This is a genomic window from Terribium retamae (assembly GCF_022347545.1).
GTDB classification, from domain to species: domain Bacteria; phylum Pseudomonadota; class Alphaproteobacteria; order Rhizobiales; family Rhizobiaceae; genus Mesorhizobium; species Mesorhizobium retamae.
The window spans coordinates 1-16,929 of record NZ_JAKREW010000038.1 but is presented as its reverse complement, the minus strand read 5'-3'; the positions used below and the strand labels follow the sequence as shown (position 1 = coordinate 16,929).

At 60.1% G+C, this 16,929-nt stretch carries 16 protein-coding genes; 12 read left to right on the top strand and 4 right to left on the bottom strand.

The annotated features are described in order from the left end of the window. Nucleotides 1–50 precede the first annotated feature (50 nt). From L4923_RS24955 to L4923_RS24945, 3 genes are all read right to left on the bottom strand, one after another. Nucleotides 51–1,841, bottom strand: a complete 1,791-nt coding sequence (locus L4923_RS24955; protein ID WP_239369811.1) for a TRAP transporter large permease — start codon at nucleotides 1,839–1,841, stop codon at nucleotides 51–53. Next, on the bottom strand, nucleotides 1,838–2,422 hold the full coding sequence (locus tag L4923_RS24950; RefSeq protein ID WP_239369810.1) for a TRAP transporter small permease subunit: 585 nt from the start codon (nucleotides 2,420–2,422) through the stop codon (nucleotides 1,838–1,840). Before L4923_RS24950 ends, L4923_RS24955 begins: the two co-directional genes overlap by 4 nt. Before the next feature lie 183 nt (nucleotides 2,423–2,605). Next, nucleotides 2,606–3,511, bottom strand: coding sequence for a branched-chain amino acid ABC transporter permease (locus tag L4923_RS24945; RefSeq protein ID WP_239369809.1), 906 nt, complete (start codon nucleotides 3,509–3,511; stop codon nucleotides 2,606–2,608). A 93-nt stretch (nucleotides 3,512–3,604) separates the two neighbouring features. Between L4923_RS24945 and L4923_RS24940 the strand changes: the two genes are divergently transcribed. Both L4923_RS24940 and L4923_RS24935 read left to right on the top strand, forming a co-directional pair. Further along, complete coding sequence (locus L4923_RS24940) at nucleotides 3,605–4,210, top strand: CGNR zinc finger domain-containing protein (protein WP_239369808.1); 606 nt, start codon at nucleotides 3,605–3,607, stop codon at nucleotides 4,208–4,210. Further along, entirely contained in the window at nucleotides 4,203–4,745 is a 543-nt protein-coding gene (locus L4923_RS24935; protein WP_239369807.1) for a hypothetical protein, read from the top strand. Before L4923_RS24940 ends, L4923_RS24935 begins: the two co-directional genes overlap by 8 nt. Before the next feature lie 103 nt (nucleotides 4,746–4,848). Here L4923_RS24935 and L4923_RS24930 read toward each other — a convergent pair whose 3' ends face one another. After that, nucleotides 4,849–5,490 carry a GntR family transcriptional regulator gene (locus L4923_RS24930; RefSeq protein ID WP_239369806.1) on the bottom strand — a complete coding sequence of 214 codons (642 nt, stop codon included), beginning with the start codon at nucleotides 5,488–5,490 and terminating at the stop codon, nucleotides 4,849–4,851. Nucleotides 5,491–5,630: 140 nt separating this feature from the next. Between L4923_RS24930 and L4923_RS24925 the strand changes: the two genes are divergently transcribed. The 10 genes from L4923_RS24925 to L4923_RS24880 form a co-directional block, all read left to right on the top strand. Then, complete coding sequence (locus tag L4923_RS24925; protein ID WP_239369805.1) at nucleotides 5,631–6,827, top strand: NAD(P)/FAD-dependent oxidoreductase; 1,197 nt, start codon at nucleotides 5,631–5,633, stop codon at nucleotides 6,825–6,827. Between the two features lie 154 nt (nucleotides 6,828–6,981). Beyond that, nucleotides 6,982–10,452 (top strand): indolepyruvate ferredoxin oxidoreductase family protein, encoded by a 3,471-nt coding sequence (locus L4923_RS24920; RefSeq protein WP_239369804.1) that lies wholly within the window; start codon nucleotides 6,982–6,984, stop codon nucleotides 10,450–10,452. A gap of 145 nt (nucleotides 10,453–10,597) precedes the next feature. Then, nucleotides 10,598–12,937 carry a putative bifunctional diguanylate cyclase/phosphodiesterase gene (locus L4923_RS24915; RefSeq protein WP_239369803.1) on the top strand — a complete coding sequence of 780 codons (2,340 nt, stop codon included), beginning with the start codon at nucleotides 10,598–10,600 and terminating at the stop codon, nucleotides 12,935–12,937. 162 nt (nucleotides 12,938–13,099) lie between these two features. Beyond that, complete coding sequence (locus L4923_RS24910; RefSeq protein ID WP_239369802.1) at nucleotides 13,100–13,873, top strand: N-acyl amino acid synthase FeeM domain-containing protein; 774 nt, start codon at nucleotides 13,100–13,102, stop codon at nucleotides 13,871–13,873. Nucleotides 13,874–13,946: 73 nt separating this feature from the next. Next, entirely contained in the window at nucleotides 13,947–14,096 is a 150-nt protein-coding gene (locus tag L4923_RS24905) for a DUF3096 domain-containing protein (protein ID WP_101939733.1), read from the top strand. Nucleotides 14,097–14,227: 131 nt separating this feature from the next. Next, nucleotides 14,228–14,452 (top strand): aa3-type cytochrome c oxidase subunit IV, encoded by a 225-nt coding sequence (locus L4923_RS24900; protein WP_239369801.1) that lies wholly within the window; start codon nucleotides 14,228–14,230, stop codon nucleotides 14,450–14,452. 84 nt (nucleotides 14,453–14,536) lie between these two features. Continuing rightward, nucleotides 14,537–15,787: a Re/Si-specific NAD(P)(+) transhydrogenase subunit alpha gene (locus L4923_RS24895; RefSeq protein WP_239369800.1), complete on the top strand. Its 1,251-nt coding sequence runs from the start codon at nucleotides 14,537–14,539 to the stop codon at nucleotides 15,785–15,787. Further along, nucleotides 15,787–16,218 (top strand): NAD(P) transhydrogenase subunit alpha part 2, encoded by a 432-nt coding sequence (locus L4923_RS24890; RefSeq protein ID WP_239369799.1) that lies wholly within the window; start codon nucleotides 15,787–15,789, stop codon nucleotides 16,216–16,218. The genes L4923_RS24895 and L4923_RS24890 overlap by 1 nt, the downstream gene beginning before the upstream one ends. Further along, complete coding sequence (locus L4923_RS24885; RefSeq protein ID WP_239369798.1) at nucleotides 16,218–16,766, top strand: hypothetical protein; 549 nt, start codon at nucleotides 16,218–16,220, stop codon at nucleotides 16,764–16,766. Before L4923_RS24890 ends, L4923_RS24885 begins: the two co-directional genes overlap by 1 nt. Then, nucleotides 16,766–16,929 (top strand): NAD(P)(+) transhydrogenase (Re/Si-specific) subunit beta (locus tag L4923_RS24880; protein ID WP_239369825.1); only part of this gene is annotated, 164 nt, incomplete at its 3' end. The genes L4923_RS24885 and L4923_RS24880, both read left to right, overlap by 1 nt.

Below are 16,929 nucleotides of genomic sequence, written 5' to 3'. Positions count from 1 at the left end.
ACAACCCCGGAGTACGCTCCGGGGTTGTTTTGTGTGGCTGCTCGGTTGGGTCAATTGAAGCTGGGTGGCTTCGAAAGATCTGGCGTCGACGGCGCCGGTTGCTGGTTTGGCTGATCGCCGCCGAAATTGGGCGGTTGCGACAAATCCGTACCAGGGGCTGCTGGTTGCGCGGGCGTCGCCCCGCCATCGGCGGGAGGCGAGCCGAGCGGGGACAGGCCCATGCCGGGCAGTTCCGGAACCTTGATCTCGATCGTGCTCGGATCGACGGTGGCGCCCTTGTAGTGCATGACCATCTGCGGAAAGGCGATGGTCAGGCCGATCATCAGCACCTGGATGCAGACGAATGGCACCGCGCCCCAGTAAATCTGTCCCGTTGTTACCGGAGCAATCTGCTTTCCGGTGATGCGGTCCAGATAGGGCACGCGCGCAGCCACCGAACGCAGATAGAACAGCGCAAAACCGAAGGGCGGATGCATGAAGGACGTCTGCATGTTGACGCCTAGCAGCACACCGAACCACACGAGGTCGATTCCGAGCTTGTCCGCCGCTGGTGCGAGTAGCGGCACGATGATGAAGGCCAGTTCGAAGAAATCGAGGAAGAAGGCCAGAACGAAGACAAGGATGTTGACGACGATCAGGAAGCCGAGTTCGCCTCCGGGCAATGAAACCAGCAGGTGCTCGACCCACAGATGACCGTTGACGCCATAGAAGGTCAGCGAGAAGACGCGCGCGCCGATCAGGATGAACAGCACAAAGGATGACAGCCGGGTCGTCGAGGCGAGGGCCTGTTTGATGACGTCGAGCGTCAGCCGCCCCTTCAGCCCCGCCATGACCAGTGCACCGACCGCACCCATGGCGCCGCCCTCCGTCGGCGTGGCGATGCCGAGGAAGATGGTGCCGAGAACCAGAAAGATCAGCGCCAGCGGCGGGATCAGTACGATCACCACCTGTTGCGCCAACCTGGACATCACGTTTAAGCCGAGCATCTTGTCGGCGACGGCAACGATATAGACTACGATGACCGCGAGGGTGGCGGCGAGGATGTCCGCATTCGCGCCTTGGGTTGGCTCGAGATAGCGATAGGCGAAGTAGCCGATCGCGCCGGCCGCCAGTAGAGCCACGACCAGCGACCAGACACCCTGGCCGAGCGTGCGCGCTTCAAGCGGCAGTGCCGGCATCGAATTCGGCCGGATGATCGACATCACCAGTATGTAGCTCATGTAGATACCGGTCAGCACGAGCCCGGGGATCAACGCGCCGGCATACATGTCGCCCACTGAACGCCCGAGCTGATCGGCAAGCACGATCAGCACAAGCGACGGCGGAATAATCTGCGCCAGTGTGCCCGATGCAGCAATGACGCCGGAGGCAACGCGGCGATCGTAGCCGTAGCGCAGCATGATCGGCAGCGAGATCAGGCCCATGGCGATAACGGAGGCGGCAACCACGCCCGTTGTGGCGGCGAGCAGCGCACCGACGAAGATGACGGCATAGGCGAGGCCGCCGCGGATCGGGCCGAACAGCTGACCGACCGTATCGAGCAGATCCTCCGCCATGCCGGAACGTTCCAGCACGATGCCCATGAAGGTGAAGAACGGGATGGCCAGCAGCACATCGTTCGACATCACCCTGTTGCCGTAGAAGTTCTCCGGCAGTGCCCAGAGCAGTGGCCAGGACAGGTTGATCGAACCGCCGGAGAAGGGAGCCAGCTCCACGCCGATGGCGAAGAAAGCGAGGCCGGTTGCTGCCAGCGAAAAGGCGACCGGATAACCGAAGAGCAGGAAAACGATCAGCGAAGCGAACATGATCGGCGCCATGTTCTGCGCGATGAACTCGATCACGAGCGCACCTCTTCTGCGAGTGCCTTGCCTTCGAGTTCAGCCTGTTCATGGACGGATATGAATGGATTGGGGTCTTCAATGTCGCCGCGCATGATGGCGATCTTCTTGATGATCTCCGAGATGCCCTGAAGCGCCAGAAGGAAAAATCCGACCAGCAGGATGGCCTTGGCGGGCCAAATGATCAGGCCGCCGGAATTCGTCGAAACCTCCCCTGACTGAAAGGAGTGCAGGGTGAAGGGCACGAACATGTAGACCATCAGAAGCACGAACGGCATCAGGAAGAAGAGGTGGCCGATCAAGTCGATCCAGTGCTGAACGCGGCGCGACCACATCCCGTAGACGATGTCGATCCGGATGTGCTCGTTCTGCTTGAGCGTATAGGCGGCCGCCAGCATGAAGGCGGCGCCGAACAGGTACCATTGCAGCTCGAGCCAGGCGTTGGACGAGACGTTGAACACCTTGCGGATGATCGCATTGCCGGCGCTGACCAGGATCGAGACCAGGATCAGCCAGGATACCCATTTTCCGATGAATTCGTTGAGACGATCAACACCTCGGGACAGAGCCAGAAGCCCTTCCATATAAACCTCCCTGATGGGCAGGGCGTGCTGCTCCCCTTTTTGCGCCGCACCTGCGTGGACCAACGGTATGCTGCGTCCTGGCTCGTGGGTCAACATGACCCCTTGCCGTTGTGAGGCGGAATTATGCCAGCCCCCAGTTTTCGCAGGCGTCGAGTGGCGACATGCGACGAAAGTTTAATGAAATCAAACCCGCTGGCGTTCGTCTCGGCCAGCTCCGGCGAGGACCAGAATCGCAACCAGAAAGAGGAACATCCAGGCGTCGCGCCATTCGGCCACGAAATAGCCGGTCCACAACGATTCGGCCAAGCCGAAAGCCATGCCGCCGGCTGCCGCGCGTTGCGGCGAGAGATAACCGCCGACAGCTGTGACGAACAGCACTTTCAGGCCATAGATCATACCGGCGCCGAAGCCGAGATTGCCATAGTAGAGAGATGCGAGGACGCCGGCTGATGCCGCACAAAGCCCGCCAGCCACGACGGAGGTACGAAAAACCTTGTGCACGTCGGTTCCGCACATGGCGGCAGCGTGCGGATCATCGGAAACCGCGCGCCATAGCCGGCCGAACCGGGAGCGTGCCAGGACGAGCGAACCGGCGATGAGGACAAGTGCGACGACAGCGCAGTTCACGAGCTGAATGACGGTCAGTGTCGCCTTGAAGCCATGTGTCTCGGCAAAGACGATCGGCGTGCCGAGTATCGGCTGTAGCCAAAGGTCGTGTGTGTCGGCTGCGATGCGTGCCAGTTCTGTGAGGATCAAAGCAACGCCGAGTGTCGCAGCCGCGATTGTATTGGGCGAGCGATCTGCCAGCGGTTCGAACAGCCATCGGGCCAGCAGATGGCTGGCAAGGGCAGCATAGGCGAAAGCCATCACCGTCCCAAACAGGATGGACGCCGGCAGCGTCAGCCACAGGACCTGGTAACCGAACACTGCTGCCAGGATCAGCGTTTGTCCGCAGAAGGCAAACAGCGCCCCGTAGGCAAGATTGGTGCGGTGTAGAATGCCGTTGGTCAGCGCGTAGCCAAAGGCTAGGAGCGCGTAGAGCGCGCCTGAATGCAGTCCGTTCAGAACCTGCTGAAAAAAGTAAAGCATGTCGAGCCGCTGGCCACGGACCATCCCGAGGTGGGAGCAGGCTGCCGCGTCGATTCTAACTTGTCAAATGCATATTAGTGGTTAGATTTCACTATGGCCGTTTCCTGGATCCAACACCGTTTCGCTGGTGGCGCACTCGCGCTCGATACCGCCAATACGGTGGTGTTGCGAGGCGATCCCGAGCGCAATTTCGATCGTTTCGAAGACCGGGCCGAGATTACCCGTTTCGCCGAAGCGGCAAGCATGTTCCGAAGTGAGGAACTGGGTGGCCGGCGCCTGAAAGTGGACGACGCCGAGAAGATAGCGCCGGTCGTGCTGGAAATCCGCGAAGCGACCGACCGACTTTTTCGGGATGCTGTTCCGGCAGGGGCTTTCAACACCGGGCACCTGTCCGTTTTTCTCAAGGCTTGCAGCAAGGGTTTCACTGCAAGCGCAGAACGGCTTGGAGGTGCGGAAAGGCCATTTGGCGATCCTGCTACTCCGCTTGCTTTCGAGGCGGCACTTGCTGTTTCCGCGACGTCATTGCTAGGCGGCGATACGCGTCGTTTGCGGATATGCGGCAATTGCCGCTGGCTGTTTTTGGATCGCAGCCGCAATTCCAGCCGGCTATGGTGTGACATGGCAGTATGCGGCAACCGTCGCAAGGCCAGCCGCCACTATCAGCGCCGCAAAGCTGTTCGGGAGGTCAGTCGTGACTGAGGCTAGGCCTTTGGCAAGTCCGTTCCGGGCGATAGCGTTGGCAACGGCATTGTTGGCCGCAGCCACAGTGAGCGCCTGCCGGCAGTCGGAGGAGGGCGACTATTTCCGAGTGTCCGGTCGGCTCTTCGAGTTCAACTACCGTTTGGCCCGCGCCACCTATGTCGTCACGCTGAACCCGCTCCGGCCGATGGAAGAGGGGCAGGTAGCGGTCGCAACATTCGACAACCCGGCAGGCGGCGCTCCCTTTGTCGTGAACCAGCCGATCTGGCCGAAGCTTAAGCATGTCACGCTGACCAGCCCGCCGCTGACCTGTGTGGTGAAGGACCGGCCCTATGCGGTCACCATCCGGATCGAAGACGCTGGCGGCAAGCTGTTGCAGACCTTGCAAACGACGCTGATGTCCACGCAGGATCAGAGCGTACTGCCGGACAGACCCCTGGTGACGGGTCCCGTCTATGAGCTCAATCCGGAACTGGCCGGTCACCCGGATGGCAGGTTGCCGGGCGCAGAAAAGCCGGCCTGCCCGAAAGCCTGACCTCAGAGCATTCCCAGCGAAAACTGAATCGCCTCCAATGCTCCAACTCCTTGTTTTCGCAATTCCGGACGGAAAACCGCTGCGTACTTTTCCTGGAATTGCTCTAGCGCTCCCGCGAAGCCATGTAATCAAGCAAGGCTGTACAGGCATCGCGGAAATGACGGGTCAAGTGGCTGACCGCAGCCTTTTCGTCGCCCTGCATGCAGGCGAACAGCATGGAGCGATGCTCGTCCTGGGACCGTTCGCGATAGTCGAGATTGGAGAGCACGATGCGGACGTAACGGTCGGCGGCGGTGTGCTGCGCTTCAATCAAATCCAGCAGGCGCCGGTTGCCGCAATCGCGATAGAGAGCCAAGTGGAACTCGCGGTTGAGTTGCCCCCAGCGGCCCACGTCGGTTTCCCGATCGAGCTGTTCGATCACGCCGGCGGCGTACCGTAAGCTGTCGGGATTCTGCTTTTGCATTGAAAGCCTTAGCGCTTCTGCTTCGAGCAGTTCGCGCAATGCGTAAAGCTCGGCGATATCGGCCGCATTCATTGCCGCAACGACCGCGCCTCGTGTTGGATGAATGGCGACAAGACCTTCGGCTTCGAGATAGCGTAGCGCGTCCCGAACCGGCATCCGGCTGACGCCGAACTCCCTGGCGAGTTCATCCTGCCGCAACGCCGCTCCCGGCGCCAAAGTGCCCGTGGCGATGGCCTCGCGCAGAATTGCGGTCACCCCGTCCGCCGCGGTTTGCGGCCTCACGCTTCTGCTTTTTCCGATCGTACCCAGCCTATCCATGCAGCCATCCCGGTTGAGCAACTCCTCGTGCAGCAAAGCCTCTTGTTCGTCAAATCGAATCTGTATACTCGTATACGAGAATACCAAAAGGGGGAGGACATGACATGACACAACGAACGATCACGGCGATCGTCATCGGCGCCGGCATTGCGGGGTGCACGCTGGCGTATGAACTGGTCGCGCGCGGAGTGACGGTTACGGTGATCGAACAGAGTCTCGTCGCCGCGGAATCATCCGGGCGAAACACGGGAACGCTGCTATCGGGGCCACAGCACGAGGTGGTCGAAATGCTGGACAAGAGCGTGGAGATTTATGCGGAGCTAGCCTCCGGTCCAGTTCCCTTCGAATTCGGACGGATCGGTCATCTGCTGATCTCGGAAGACGATGGAAGTTTCGAAGAGACGGCTGGCGTCGCCCAGCGGTATCGTGAAGCTGGTGTCGGCATGGAGAAAGTGAGTGGTGGCGAACTGGCACGAGACTATCCGAGGCTCGGTTTCAACGTTGCCGGTGGTTACTTCGTCGAGCGGGCATGGACGCTGGAACCGATGGGCGCCACCCACGCCTTTGCCCATGCGGCCCGCCTGTCGGGCGCCTGCTTCAGGACCGGCTTGCGGGTGGCGCAGATCATTTCGCGCGGTGGCAAGGTAGAGGGTGTCCTGACGGACGACGGCATTATTTCTGCCGACATGGTGTTCATCGCCAACGGCCTCTGGATGTCAGACATGCTGCGTCGGACAATCGGCGACGGTCCGCTGCCCGGCCTGCCTTTTACGGCGGGGCGTGGCTGGCTGATCCAACTCGGCAAGCTGAATTTCGAATTGCCCTGGATCGTCGAAGAGTTGACCTGGCCGGATCAGGAGCAACTGGGCCGTCTGTCTCTGGACGGATTGGCGGATGTGGCGGCCCAGAAGGACGACAGGTCAGGGGTGGAAGCCATCTGCCTCAACCCGATGCGTGGTGGCGACGCCCGACTGGGCGCGTCCGTGCAGCCGGCCTTCCGGGATTTGCTGCGCAATACCGACATGCCCAGCCGCATCGCCGCCCGGGCGCTGCGAATGATCCCGGGGCTGGGTTCGCCGGCGGTGAAAAATGTCTATCCGGGAAACAGGCCTATGTTGTCGGACGGGCTGCCGGTGGCGGGGCGTACAGCGGTCGATGGTCTTTACCTGCACGGCGGCATGGGTTCGATCGGCATGCATGCAGCGCCGGCAACCGCGCGCTGGCTGGTGGATGCGGTGTTCTCCGGCGATGGAAACCCATCACAAGTCTGGCTCAGGCCGCAGCGTTTCGCAGGCTGGTGAATATTGCGCCCGGCGGTCGAAAGCGCGATGGACGTATGTCGAAGTTGATGCCTATCCAGCCGAATTGAATTGACGTGACCTGTCGAGGTGGAAAGACTGCCCGCCGATCCAGGTCGATGTGGCGAATCCGAACGGCTTCGCACGGGAAGGTACAATGACGCTGCACGACGTTTCGCTCGACGATAAATTCGATCTCTCCAAGGAACGTGTTTTTCTGTCGGGCGCACAAGCGGTCGTGCGCATGCTCCTTATGCAACGCGAGCGCGACCGGCTGGCCGGCCTCAACACCGCGGGTTTTGTCTCGGGCTATCGCGGCTCGCCACTCGGTGGGCTGGATCAGCAACTCTGGCGGGCCAAGGCACAACTTTCTGCCGCCGATATCGTCTTCCAGCCGGGCCTCAATGAAGAGCTGGCCGCGACGGCCTGCTGGGGCTCGCAACAGGCTGAACTGTTGGGTGAGGGCTGGCACGATGGTGTCTTCTCGGTCTGGTATGGGAAGGGGCCGGGCGTGGATCGGTCCGGCGACGTGTTCCGCCATGCCAATCTTGCCGGTTCTTCCAGGCACGGTGGTGTCCTGGCCCTGATGGGTGACGACCACAACGCCGAATCGTCCACCAATGCGCACGCTACGGAATTCGCGTTCGTCGACGCTATGATTCCCGTCCTCAATCCCGCCGGTGTGCAGGAACTGATCGACTACGGCCTGCTTGGTTTCGCCATGTCGCGTTTCGCCGGCACGTGGACGGCGATCAAATGCGTGAAAGACAACATCGAGTCGACCGCTTCGGTCGAGGTTTCCCTGGACCGTCTCAGTATCGTCATCCCTGAATTCGAGATGCCGGCCGGCGGGCTCAACATCCGCAATGAACTCGACCAACTCGGACAGGAGGCGCGGCTGCATGAAGGCAAGCGCGCCGCAATGGCGGCGTTCATCCGCGAGAACGGGCTGAACCGCATTGTCTATTCAGGCGGCCGAAAGCCGAAACTCGGCATTGTCACCGTCGGCAAGAGCTACCTCGACGTACGCCAGGCGCTCGAAGACATCGGCATCGATGAAGCGGCAGCGAACCGGCTGGGGATCCGCCTGTTCAAGGTCGGTTGCCCCTGGCCGCTCGATTTCCAGCACGTCGCCGATTTCGCGCGCGGCTTGGAGGCGATCGTGGTGGTCGAGGAAAAGCGCTCGCTGATCGAAGTACAGATGCGCGAGAACCTCTACGGCACCGCAAATCAACCGAGCATCGTCGGCAAGAAAGATGAGCGCGGCGACTGGTTGTTTCCGGCCAAGGGGGCACTCGACCCGAACGAGATCGCTATCGCCCTGGGCGACCGCATCATCAGGACCATCGGCCCGTCGGAAGAAATCACCCAGCGCATTTCCAAACTGAAGCAATTCCAGGCGATGCTGGCCGACACCAAGGACATCGGATCGCGGACGCCTTTCTTCTGCTCCGGCTGCCCGCACAATTCCTCGACCAAGGTACCGGACGGTTCGATCGCGGCGGCCGGCATCGGTTGTCATTTCATGGCGCTCTGGATGGATCGATCCACCGTCGGTTTCACCGCCATGGGCGGCGAGGGTGCCCAGTGGGTCGGCCAGGCGCCCTTCTCCAAGCGCGACCATATCTTCCAGAATCTCGGCGACGGAACCTACAACCATTCCGGTACGCTGGCGCTGCGTTTCGCTTTGTCGTCGGGCACCAACATCACCTACAAGATACTTTACAACGATGCCGTCGCCATGACCGGCGGGCAACCGCATGAAGGCGGATTGACGGTCGACATGATTGCGCGCCAGGTGCGCGCTGAGGGTGTCGACAGGATCGCTGTCGTTACCGACGAGCCGGACAAATATGCCGGCCGCGCCGAGTTTCCTGCCGGTGTGACCATCGATCATCGTGACGAGCTCGACCGCGTCCAGCGCGAATTGCGGGAGGTCAGGGGCGTCTCCGTTCTGCTTTATGACCAGACCTGCGCCGCCGAGAAGCGGCGCCGGCGCAAGCGGGGCACGTTTCCGGACCCGGACAAGCGTGTCTTCATCAATGAACTGGTCTGCGAAGGCTGTGGCGATTGCGGGGTGCAATCCAGCTGTGTCTCGATCCAGCCGGTCGAGACGGAGTTCGGCCGCAAGCGCAAGATCGACCAATCGTCCTGCAACAAGGACTTTTCGTGCCTGAGCGGCTTTTGTCCGTCTTTCGTCACGGTGCATGGCGCCAAGGTCAGGAAGGCAAGCGGTGTTGCCGGCGAGGTCGACCCGCTGGAGGGTGTGCCGCAGCCATCCGCATTCCCTCTCGGCAAAGACGGCTGGGCAGCGATCATCGACGGCGTCGGCGGCACGGGGGTCGTCACGGTCGGGGCCATACTCGGCATGGCCGCTCATCTCGAAGGCAAGGGCTGCGGCATGATCGACATGGCGGGTCTTGCCCAGAAAGGCGGCTCGGTGTTCACGCATGTGCGCGTCGCCCGTACGCCGGACGACATCCACACCATCCGCGTCTCCGCCGGCAAGGCCGATCTTATCCTCGGATGTGATCTGGTCGTCTCCGGCGCCAAGAAGGTGCTGGGGGCTGTGCGGGAGGGCCACACGATCTTTGTCGCCAACACAGCCGAGGTCATGCCGGGCGAGTTCACGCGCTCAGCAGATTTCTCGCTGCCGACAGAGCGCCTGAAGAAGGCGATCCGGCAAGCCTCCGGCGAGGAAAATGCCCATTTCTTCGATGCTACGCGTACCGCGGCTGCACTGTTCGGCAATTCGCTCGGCGCCAATATGTTCATGCTGGGTTTTGCATTCCAGCATGGCGGATTACCGCTCTCGGCCGAAGCGGTCGAAAAGGCAATCGAGCTGAACGGTGAAGCGGTGGCGATGAATGTAGCGGCCTTCCGCTGGGGACGGCGTGCGGCGCATGATCCCGACTTTGTGCGGGGCCAGGTCGAGCGGCAGGTCAAGGGCACCCAACCAATTGCCGAGACACTCGATGAGATCATTGCTCGGCGCGTGACCTTCCTTACGGCCTATCAAAATGCTGCCTATGGCAAGCGTTATTCCGACCGCATCGCGGCGATGCGCGCGGCCGAAAACAGGGCAATCCCAGGCTCGACTGTCGTGACGGAGGCAACGGCGCGCAGCTTGTTCAAGCTGATGGCGATCAAGGATGAATACGAGGTCGCGCGGCTTTACACCGACGGCTCTTTCATGCGTTCCTTATCACAGCAATTCGAGAGCTACGCCGGGCTCGAATTTCATCTGGCGCCGCCCATTTTAGGTCGTCGCGATGCGGGCGGTAAAGCGAGAAAATCCAGTTTTGGCCCCTGGATGATGAAGGCTTTCCGCATGTTGGCGGTGCTGAAAGGGTTGCGCGGTAGTGCATTCGATCCGTTCGGCTATACGGCCGAGCGTCGAGGCGAGCGGCAGCTGCTGAAGCAATTCGAAGAGGACCTGGATCTCATTGCCCGGTCGCTCAACCCCGGCAGGGTCGAGGCGGCGGCAGCCCTTGCTTCCTTGCCGTCGATGGTGCGGGGGTACGGCCATGTCAAACACGCCGCTATCGCGAGGGCGGCTGGCGAGCGGACCAGGCTGATCAAACGCCTGCACGAGACCGAGGAAGTGCGGCTGCAGGCAGCCGAATAATGGGCTTGGATTGGGCTGTCCTCCGACCAAATACCAGTTGCAGGACAGGCATTTGCATGCTGACTAAGACACAGCTAATTTTAGCTATTCTAAGCCTTTCTTAAGGCGGCTGTGGCAAGAGATTGGCTGGTGCGGCGCCCAGGCCATGAATGTAGATCGACCCGACGACATCTCTGAAGACGTCTATGTTGGCTTTGTTCGTTCGCTTTTCCACGACGCAAGCCTGCTGATTGTCGGCGCTTTCACGCAAGGCGCGGTGGCTCTCCTCGTTTTCTTGAAAACCGGTGCGCTGATTTATGTCGCGCTCGCGTTCCTGATGACCGCAGTCAGTCTTGGCCGGTACCTGGCTATTCGCCGGGTGGACCCAGCCAGGATCAGGACCTACCGGTCCGCACTCGCATGGGAGCGTTACTACATCATCGCAGGCACCGCGCACGGACTGGCGATTGGGCTATTCGCTTTCGTCAGTGTCCATGTGGTGCCCGATATGTTCGGCGAGATCGCCGCCATCTCGATGGTATTGGCCACCACCGTAACCATTGCGGGCCGCAATTTTGGTTCGATCAAGATGGTTGCGATCCTGACACTTTCGATTGTGGCGCCAATCGCCATCGGCCTCATCATGAAAGGGGATTTCTACAACGTTGTTCTCGGCCTCTTCATCATCCCCTTCATGTTCGCCATCAGCAAGCTGGCACATTCAATGCGCGCCATATTGTTCACGGCAATAACCGAGGAAAAAAAAGCAACTCGCCTGTTTCAGCGTTTTGGCCGAGCACTCAACACGATGCCACATGGCCTGGTTATGCTTGATTCGGTTGGTAAGGTGGTGGTCGCCAATGCCGAAGCAGCTCACCTCATGTCACTCAAATCGTCGGATCAGCTTCTGGGACGATCTATTCATTCCTTGTTGATGAGAGGGGTGGCGGGCGGTCTGCTCGCGGCCAAGGACTGTCGCTATGTGGAAGCACAACTCACTCGGGCCTTGCGGGAAGGGCGCGACAGAAAGGTCCTTGTTTCGCTGACCAACGGGCAGCATTACGAATTTTCGGCTCGAGAAGGATCCCAGGAACTCGGCGTCGTCACTTTTGAGGATGTCACGCAGCGTGTAGCAGCCGAAGAACGCATCCGTTTCATGGCCCGCTATGACAGCCTGACAGGACTGATGAATCGTGCCTATTTCCACGAACTGGTCAGCGAGGCGATGTCGGGAGGGGACCGTAGCCGTCAGTGCGGGCTGGTCGTGATCGATCTCGACGACTTCAAGAGCATCAATGACACGCTCGGCCATCCGGTCGGCGACGGGCTGATCTATGCCGCCGCGGAGCGGCTTTCCGTGTTTTCCGCGCCAGGCGTCACGATAAGCCGCTTCGGTGGTGACGAGTTCATGCTGTATTTCGACCGGGTCGAAGACGAGGGATATCTCTCCGAACTGGTTGAGCGGATCTTCACCGGCCTGGAGGGCGAAGTGGACGTCGCCGGGCATGCGCTGCGCATCCAGGCCAGTGCGGGAGCCGTTCTCTCGCGTGTCGACGGCACCACCGTTGATGAGATGATCGTCAAATCCGACCTCGCGCTCTACAAAGCCAAGGATCTGGGCAAAAACGGTTGGCGCTTGTTCGAAGCCTCCATGGATGCCGCATTCCGCAACAGGCAGCTGATGAAGGCAGATCTGCGTTCGGCCGTCGAAGCCAATGCGCTGCGCATTGTCTATCAGCCGATTGTCGCAATGGAGACGATGCGCATCGTGAGCTGCGAGGCGCTTTGCCGCTGGGATCATCCAGACCTTGGTCCGATTTCGCCCGCCATCTTTATCCCGCTGGCGGAAGAAATGGGCATTATTTCCCAGGTCAGCGAACTGGTGCTGAAGGCGGCCTGCGCGGAGTGCGCAAAATGGCCGAGCCACATCTCGGTTTCGGTCAATCTCTCTGCCAAGGACTTCCGCGACAGCGATGTCGTCGCCAAGGTACGAGCCGCACTTGACGGTGCCAAGCTGGCACCAAACCGGCTTGAAATCGAGGTCACCGAGACTGCGCTTCTCGATGACAAGGCGCAGACGCGTGAACTGATCCAGGAAATCAAGAAGCTCGGTGTGCGTATTGCTCTCGACGACTTCGGCACAGGCTATTCGAGCTTGAGCTACCTGCACAAGCTCCCGCTCGACAAGGTCAAGATCGACCGTTCGTTCTTGATTGACGTCGTGCAGAGCCCACGTTCGCTGGAGTTGCTGAAGGGCATCGTCAGCCTCTCGCGTTCGCTCGGGTTGAGCGTGACAATCGAAGGTGTCGAGACCTTCGAGCAGCTCAAGATTCTATCGCAGCAGATCGAGCCGGATCTCGCGCAAGGCTTTCTGTTCGGATCTGCGTTGAGCGCTTCGGGCATCGAAACGATGTCGAGCACGATCTGGCCCTTCGCCAACGATATTGCGGCACCGCGTAAACGGCCGAATCTGGGTGCCATTCGTTCCAAGATAAGCGCGAATTGAGCTTCGGCTAACGATCGTGAAATTTTGAACTCAATACGCATTCCGGAGGAATGGAGCGGCGTTAAGGTTAACGAAAAGTCAATGAAGACTAACGTATTTTCACCTTTACATGTCAACTCTGGTGCATAGGCTCCCGACCGCGGTGGTGTACGGGGAAATGTTATGAGCAGGCAGGGTGAGCCCGGCGGCAGCGCTGAGGATTCGAAGGCTGTTGCCTTTAATGGACCGAGCTTAAGCGAGAAGGTATTTGAACTTCTCAACAAGTCCGAGTACCGGCGCTGCGACAAAGGTGAAGACCTGGAAGACATATATCGGCTTCGATATAAAGCCTTCCGATCCAGTGATATGGTTTCGGACAACTTAAGCCATACGATCAGCGACGAGTTGGACGAAGTGCCAAATGTCTATCGGTTTGGCGTTTACGTTGAGCAGCGCCTCGTCAGCACGATGCGTATTCATCATGTTACTCTTAAAACACCCATGTCGCCCTCGACCAAAGCGTTTGGGGATATCATTTATCCCATGCTTGAAGCGGGTGATACGTTCGTCTGTATGAGCCGTTTCGCTTCCGACCCTGATTGGACCCGCGTCTATCCGCAACTTGCCTATGTGACCTTGCGGCTGGCTGGAATGGCCTGCTTTTATTTCGAGGCCCCATACGGCCTTTCAACGGTCCGCGAGGACCACGCGGGTTTTTACAGGCGCGTCTATTATTCCGAACAGATCAGCGAACTGCGATCCTACCCCGGTATCCAAAGGCGTGTGGTATTGTTTCGTACCGACGCTTATGCCAATCGGGATCGATATTACGCGCGGTTTCCATTCTTTCGTTCGACTGCAGCGGAACGTCGTATGCTCTTCGCTAAGCCTAAGCCCGGCGAACTCGCACCACTAACAATCCTGCCGACAGCAAAGTATCTCCGAGACGCCGCCTGAGAATCAGGTGTTGTCGGCCATAACGCCGACAAGAAGGCTCTGATCCTGCATTCGCCATAGATGGAGACCGACCATGACCATTTCCGCCATAACGCTGACACCGCTGATCTCGTTGATCGCTGGCGTGTTGATCCTGATCATGCCGAGGCTGTTGAACTACATCATCGCGCTTTATCTAATCGTCGCAGGCTTGCTCGGGCTCTTTCCAAACCTGGCGGGCTGAACTGATTTCCGAGCCTCCGGCTTTCAACATTATCTTGACGCTGTTGTCGCCCACCATGCGGCAACAGCGCCATTGCCCTCGGCGGCGCTTTTCGCTATGTGCGCTTAAGACGTTTCCGGAGGGGAATACTGATGGCTGATCACGCGCCGACTGGTCCTGTCGAACTGGGTGCCCAGATGGACTATGCAGAGCACGAGCGAACTTACGCGGGCTTCGTCGCACTCGCGAAATACGGATCGCTTTTCTGCGCCGCGCTGCTCGTCGCCATGGCCTTCGGTTTCTTCGCCGGCGGGTTCTTTTCGGGAACCATCCTGTTCCTGATCATCCTGGCGGTCGGCGGCTTCATTCTCCGATAAGATCTCCCCATCTCGCATGGGACGGCGCCGGCCGTTCGGCCGGTGTTCGCATCAGAACAGAGTTCCAGCCGAAAGGATCATGCGGTGGGACAAGTCGTATTCATACCTCGCGAGATCGATGCGAACGAGGGGCGCGTTGCTGCGTCTCCCGACACGGTAAAACGCATCATCAGTCTCGGTTTCGACGTGATCGTCGAGACGGGGGCTGGCCTCGCCTCGCGCATTCCCGATGCTGATTTCACCAAGGCTGGAGCAGCCAGTGGCAAGGCGGCCGACGTCGCGAAAGCCGATGTCGTGCTCAAGGTTCGCCGCCCCAGCGAGGCGGAACTCAGGAGCTACAAGAAGGGTGCGGCGGTTATCGCCATCATGGATCCTTACGGCAATGATGCCGGTGTCGCTGCGCTTGCCAAAGCGGGCGTGACGTCCTTCGCCATGGAATTCATGCCGCGCATCACGCGTGCACAGGTGATGGATGTGTTGTCCTCCCAGGCCAATCTTGCTGGCTACCAGGCTGTGATCGACGCGGCAGCCGAATATGACCGCGCCTTACCAATGATGATGACGGCCGCGGGAACTGTGCCGGCGGCCAAGGTCTTTATCATGGGGGTGGGTGTCGCTGGCCTGCAGGCCATCGCGACGGCGCGTCGTCTCGGTGCGGTGGTTACCGCCACGGACGTGCGTCCGGCCGTAAAGGAACAGGTCCAGTCTCTCGGCGCCAAGTTCATCGCGGTCGAGGATGACGAGTTCAAACAGGCCGAGACGGCCGGTGGCTACGCCAAGGAGATGTCCAAGGAGTACCAGGCGAAGCAGGCGGCCTTGACCGCCGAGCATATCGCCAAGCAGGACATCGTCATCACCACGGCTCTGATCCCGGGTCGTCCGGCTCCTCGGCTGGTTTCCGCCGAGATGGTTGCTTCCATGCGCCCCGGTTCGGTTCTGATCGACCTAGCCGTGGAACGCGGTGGTAATGTTGCCGGCGCTGAAGCAGGCAAGATCGTCACCACCGATAACGGCGTCAAGATCGTCGGCCATCTCAATGTGGCTGGCCGTATCGCTGCGTCGGCTTCGCTGCTCTACGCCAAAAACCTGCTCGCCTTCCTTGAGACGCTGGTCGACAAGGATACCAAGGCGCTCGCTGTCAACCGCGAGGACGAGTTGGTCAAGGCCACGCTTCTGACCGACGGTGGCAAGGTGGTGCATCCGAATTTTGCCGACAAGCCGCCAACGATGATCGCGTCGGCCGAGCCGGCGGCAAAATCCGCTAAACCGGCTGCTGCCAAGAAACCAGCGGCAGCCAAGAAGCCCACTGCGACTAAGTCGAAGGGGACTGCCTGATGGAAGCTCTACAGAAAGCTCTCGATCAACTCGACCAGGCAAGTGCGGCCGTGCGCCTTGCCCTGCAGGACGCAGCCAATCACCCTGGCGTAGCCGATGCAGCCGGCGGCGCCGCTCATGCCCTTTCCGGCGGGGCAATCGATCCCTTCGTCTTCCGCTTCGCCATCTTCGTGCTGGCGATCTTCGTCGGCTACTACGTCGTCTGGTCGGTGACGCCAGCCCTCCACACACCTTTGATGGCCGTCACCAACGCGATCTCGTCGGTGATCGTCGTCGGCGCGCTGCTGGCAGTCGGTGTTTCGGCGGCCGGCGCGGCGACAGGCTTCGGCTTCATTGCGCTGGTGCTGGTCTCGGTCAACATTTTCGGCGGCTTCCTTGTCACCCAGCGCATGCTGGCGATGTACAAGAAGAAGGATAGCGCGGGCCGGTGATGAAGCGCATCAAGCTTTTCCTCGCCGCTGCATTCCTGTCGATTGCTGCCAGCCACGCTCTGGCTCGTCCGGCAACGGAGACCGAGAGCCAGGCGCTGGTGCAGGCCGTGACGACTTTCGACAAGGCCATGCGTGGCAACGACTATGCAACGGTGGTCAAGACCATCCCCCCGCGCGTGCTTGAACACATGGCCAAGGCATCCGGGATGACCGTCGATGCACTGCGCGGCATCGTCATCGAACAGATGCAAGCGGCACTGGCCACCGTGAAGATCGAATCCTTCGCCATGGATGTGTCGAAGGTGGAATATAAGGAACTGCCCAACGGCGAACCTTATGCCCTGATCCCGACCGAGGTCGTGATGGATGCGGGCGGCGCCGACAAGATCCTGGCGAAGTCTCAAACCCTGGCGCTTCTCGACGGTGGCGCCTGGTATCTGCTGCGTGTCAACGAAGACCAGCAGGTGACGATCATGCGCCAGGTTTACCCTGAATTTGCCGAGGTGGAATTTCCAGCCGGCTCGATGGAGGCATTGAAGAAGCCATGATGTCCGTCAATGTTGCCTCCTTCCTTTATCTCGTCTCCGGCATCCTGTTCATCCTGGCGCTGCGGGGTCTCTCGCATCCGACCACGAGCCGGCAGGGTAATTTCTACGGCATGATCGGCATGGCGATCGCCATCGTCACCACGCTGCTGCTGGCCAAGCCATC

Bases quoted from the DNA above. Each gene is read 5' to 3' on its own strand.
- L4923_RS24950 (WP_239369810.1), bottom strand. From the start codon at position 2,422: ATGGAAGGGCTTCTGGCTCTGTCCCGAGGTGTTGATCGTCTCAACGAA.
- L4923_RS24945 (WP_239369809.1), bottom strand. From the start codon at position 3,511: ATGCTTTACTTTTTTCAGCAGGTTCTGAACGGACTGCATTCAGGCGCG.
- L4923_RS24940 (WP_239369808.1), top strand. From the start codon at position 3,605: ATGGCCGTTTCCTGGATCCAACACCGTTTCGCTGGTGGCGCACTCGCG.
- L4923_RS24925 (WP_239369805.1), top strand. From the start codon at position 5,631: ATGACACAACGAACGATCACGGCGATCGTCATCGGCGCCGGCATTGCG.
- L4923_RS24920 (WP_239369804.1), top strand. From the start codon at position 6,982: ATGACGCTGCACGACGTTTCGCTCGACGATAAATTCGATCTCTCCAAG.
- L4923_RS24915 (WP_239369803.1), top strand. From the start codon at position 10,598: ATGAATGTAGATCGACCCGACGACATCTCTGAAGACGTCTATGTTGGC.
- L4923_RS24910 (WP_239369802.1), top strand. From the start codon at position 13,100: ATGAGCAGGCAGGGTGAGCCCGGCGGCAGCGCTGAGGATTCGAAGGCT.
- L4923_RS24905 (WP_101939733.1), top strand. From the start codon at position 13,947: ATGACCATTTCCGCCATAACGCTGACACCGCTGATCTCGTTGATCGCT.
- L4923_RS24900 (WP_239369801.1), top strand. From the start codon at position 14,228: ATGGCTGATCACGCGCCGACTGGTCCTGTCGAACTGGGTGCCCAGATG.
- L4923_RS24890 (WP_239369799.1), top strand. From the start codon at position 15,787: ATGGAAGCTCTACAGAAAGCTCTCGATCAACTCGACCAGGCAAGTGCG.
- L4923_RS24885 (WP_239369798.1), top strand. From the start codon at position 16,218: ATGAAGCGCATCAAGCTTTTCCTCGCCGCTGCATTCCTGTCGATTGCT.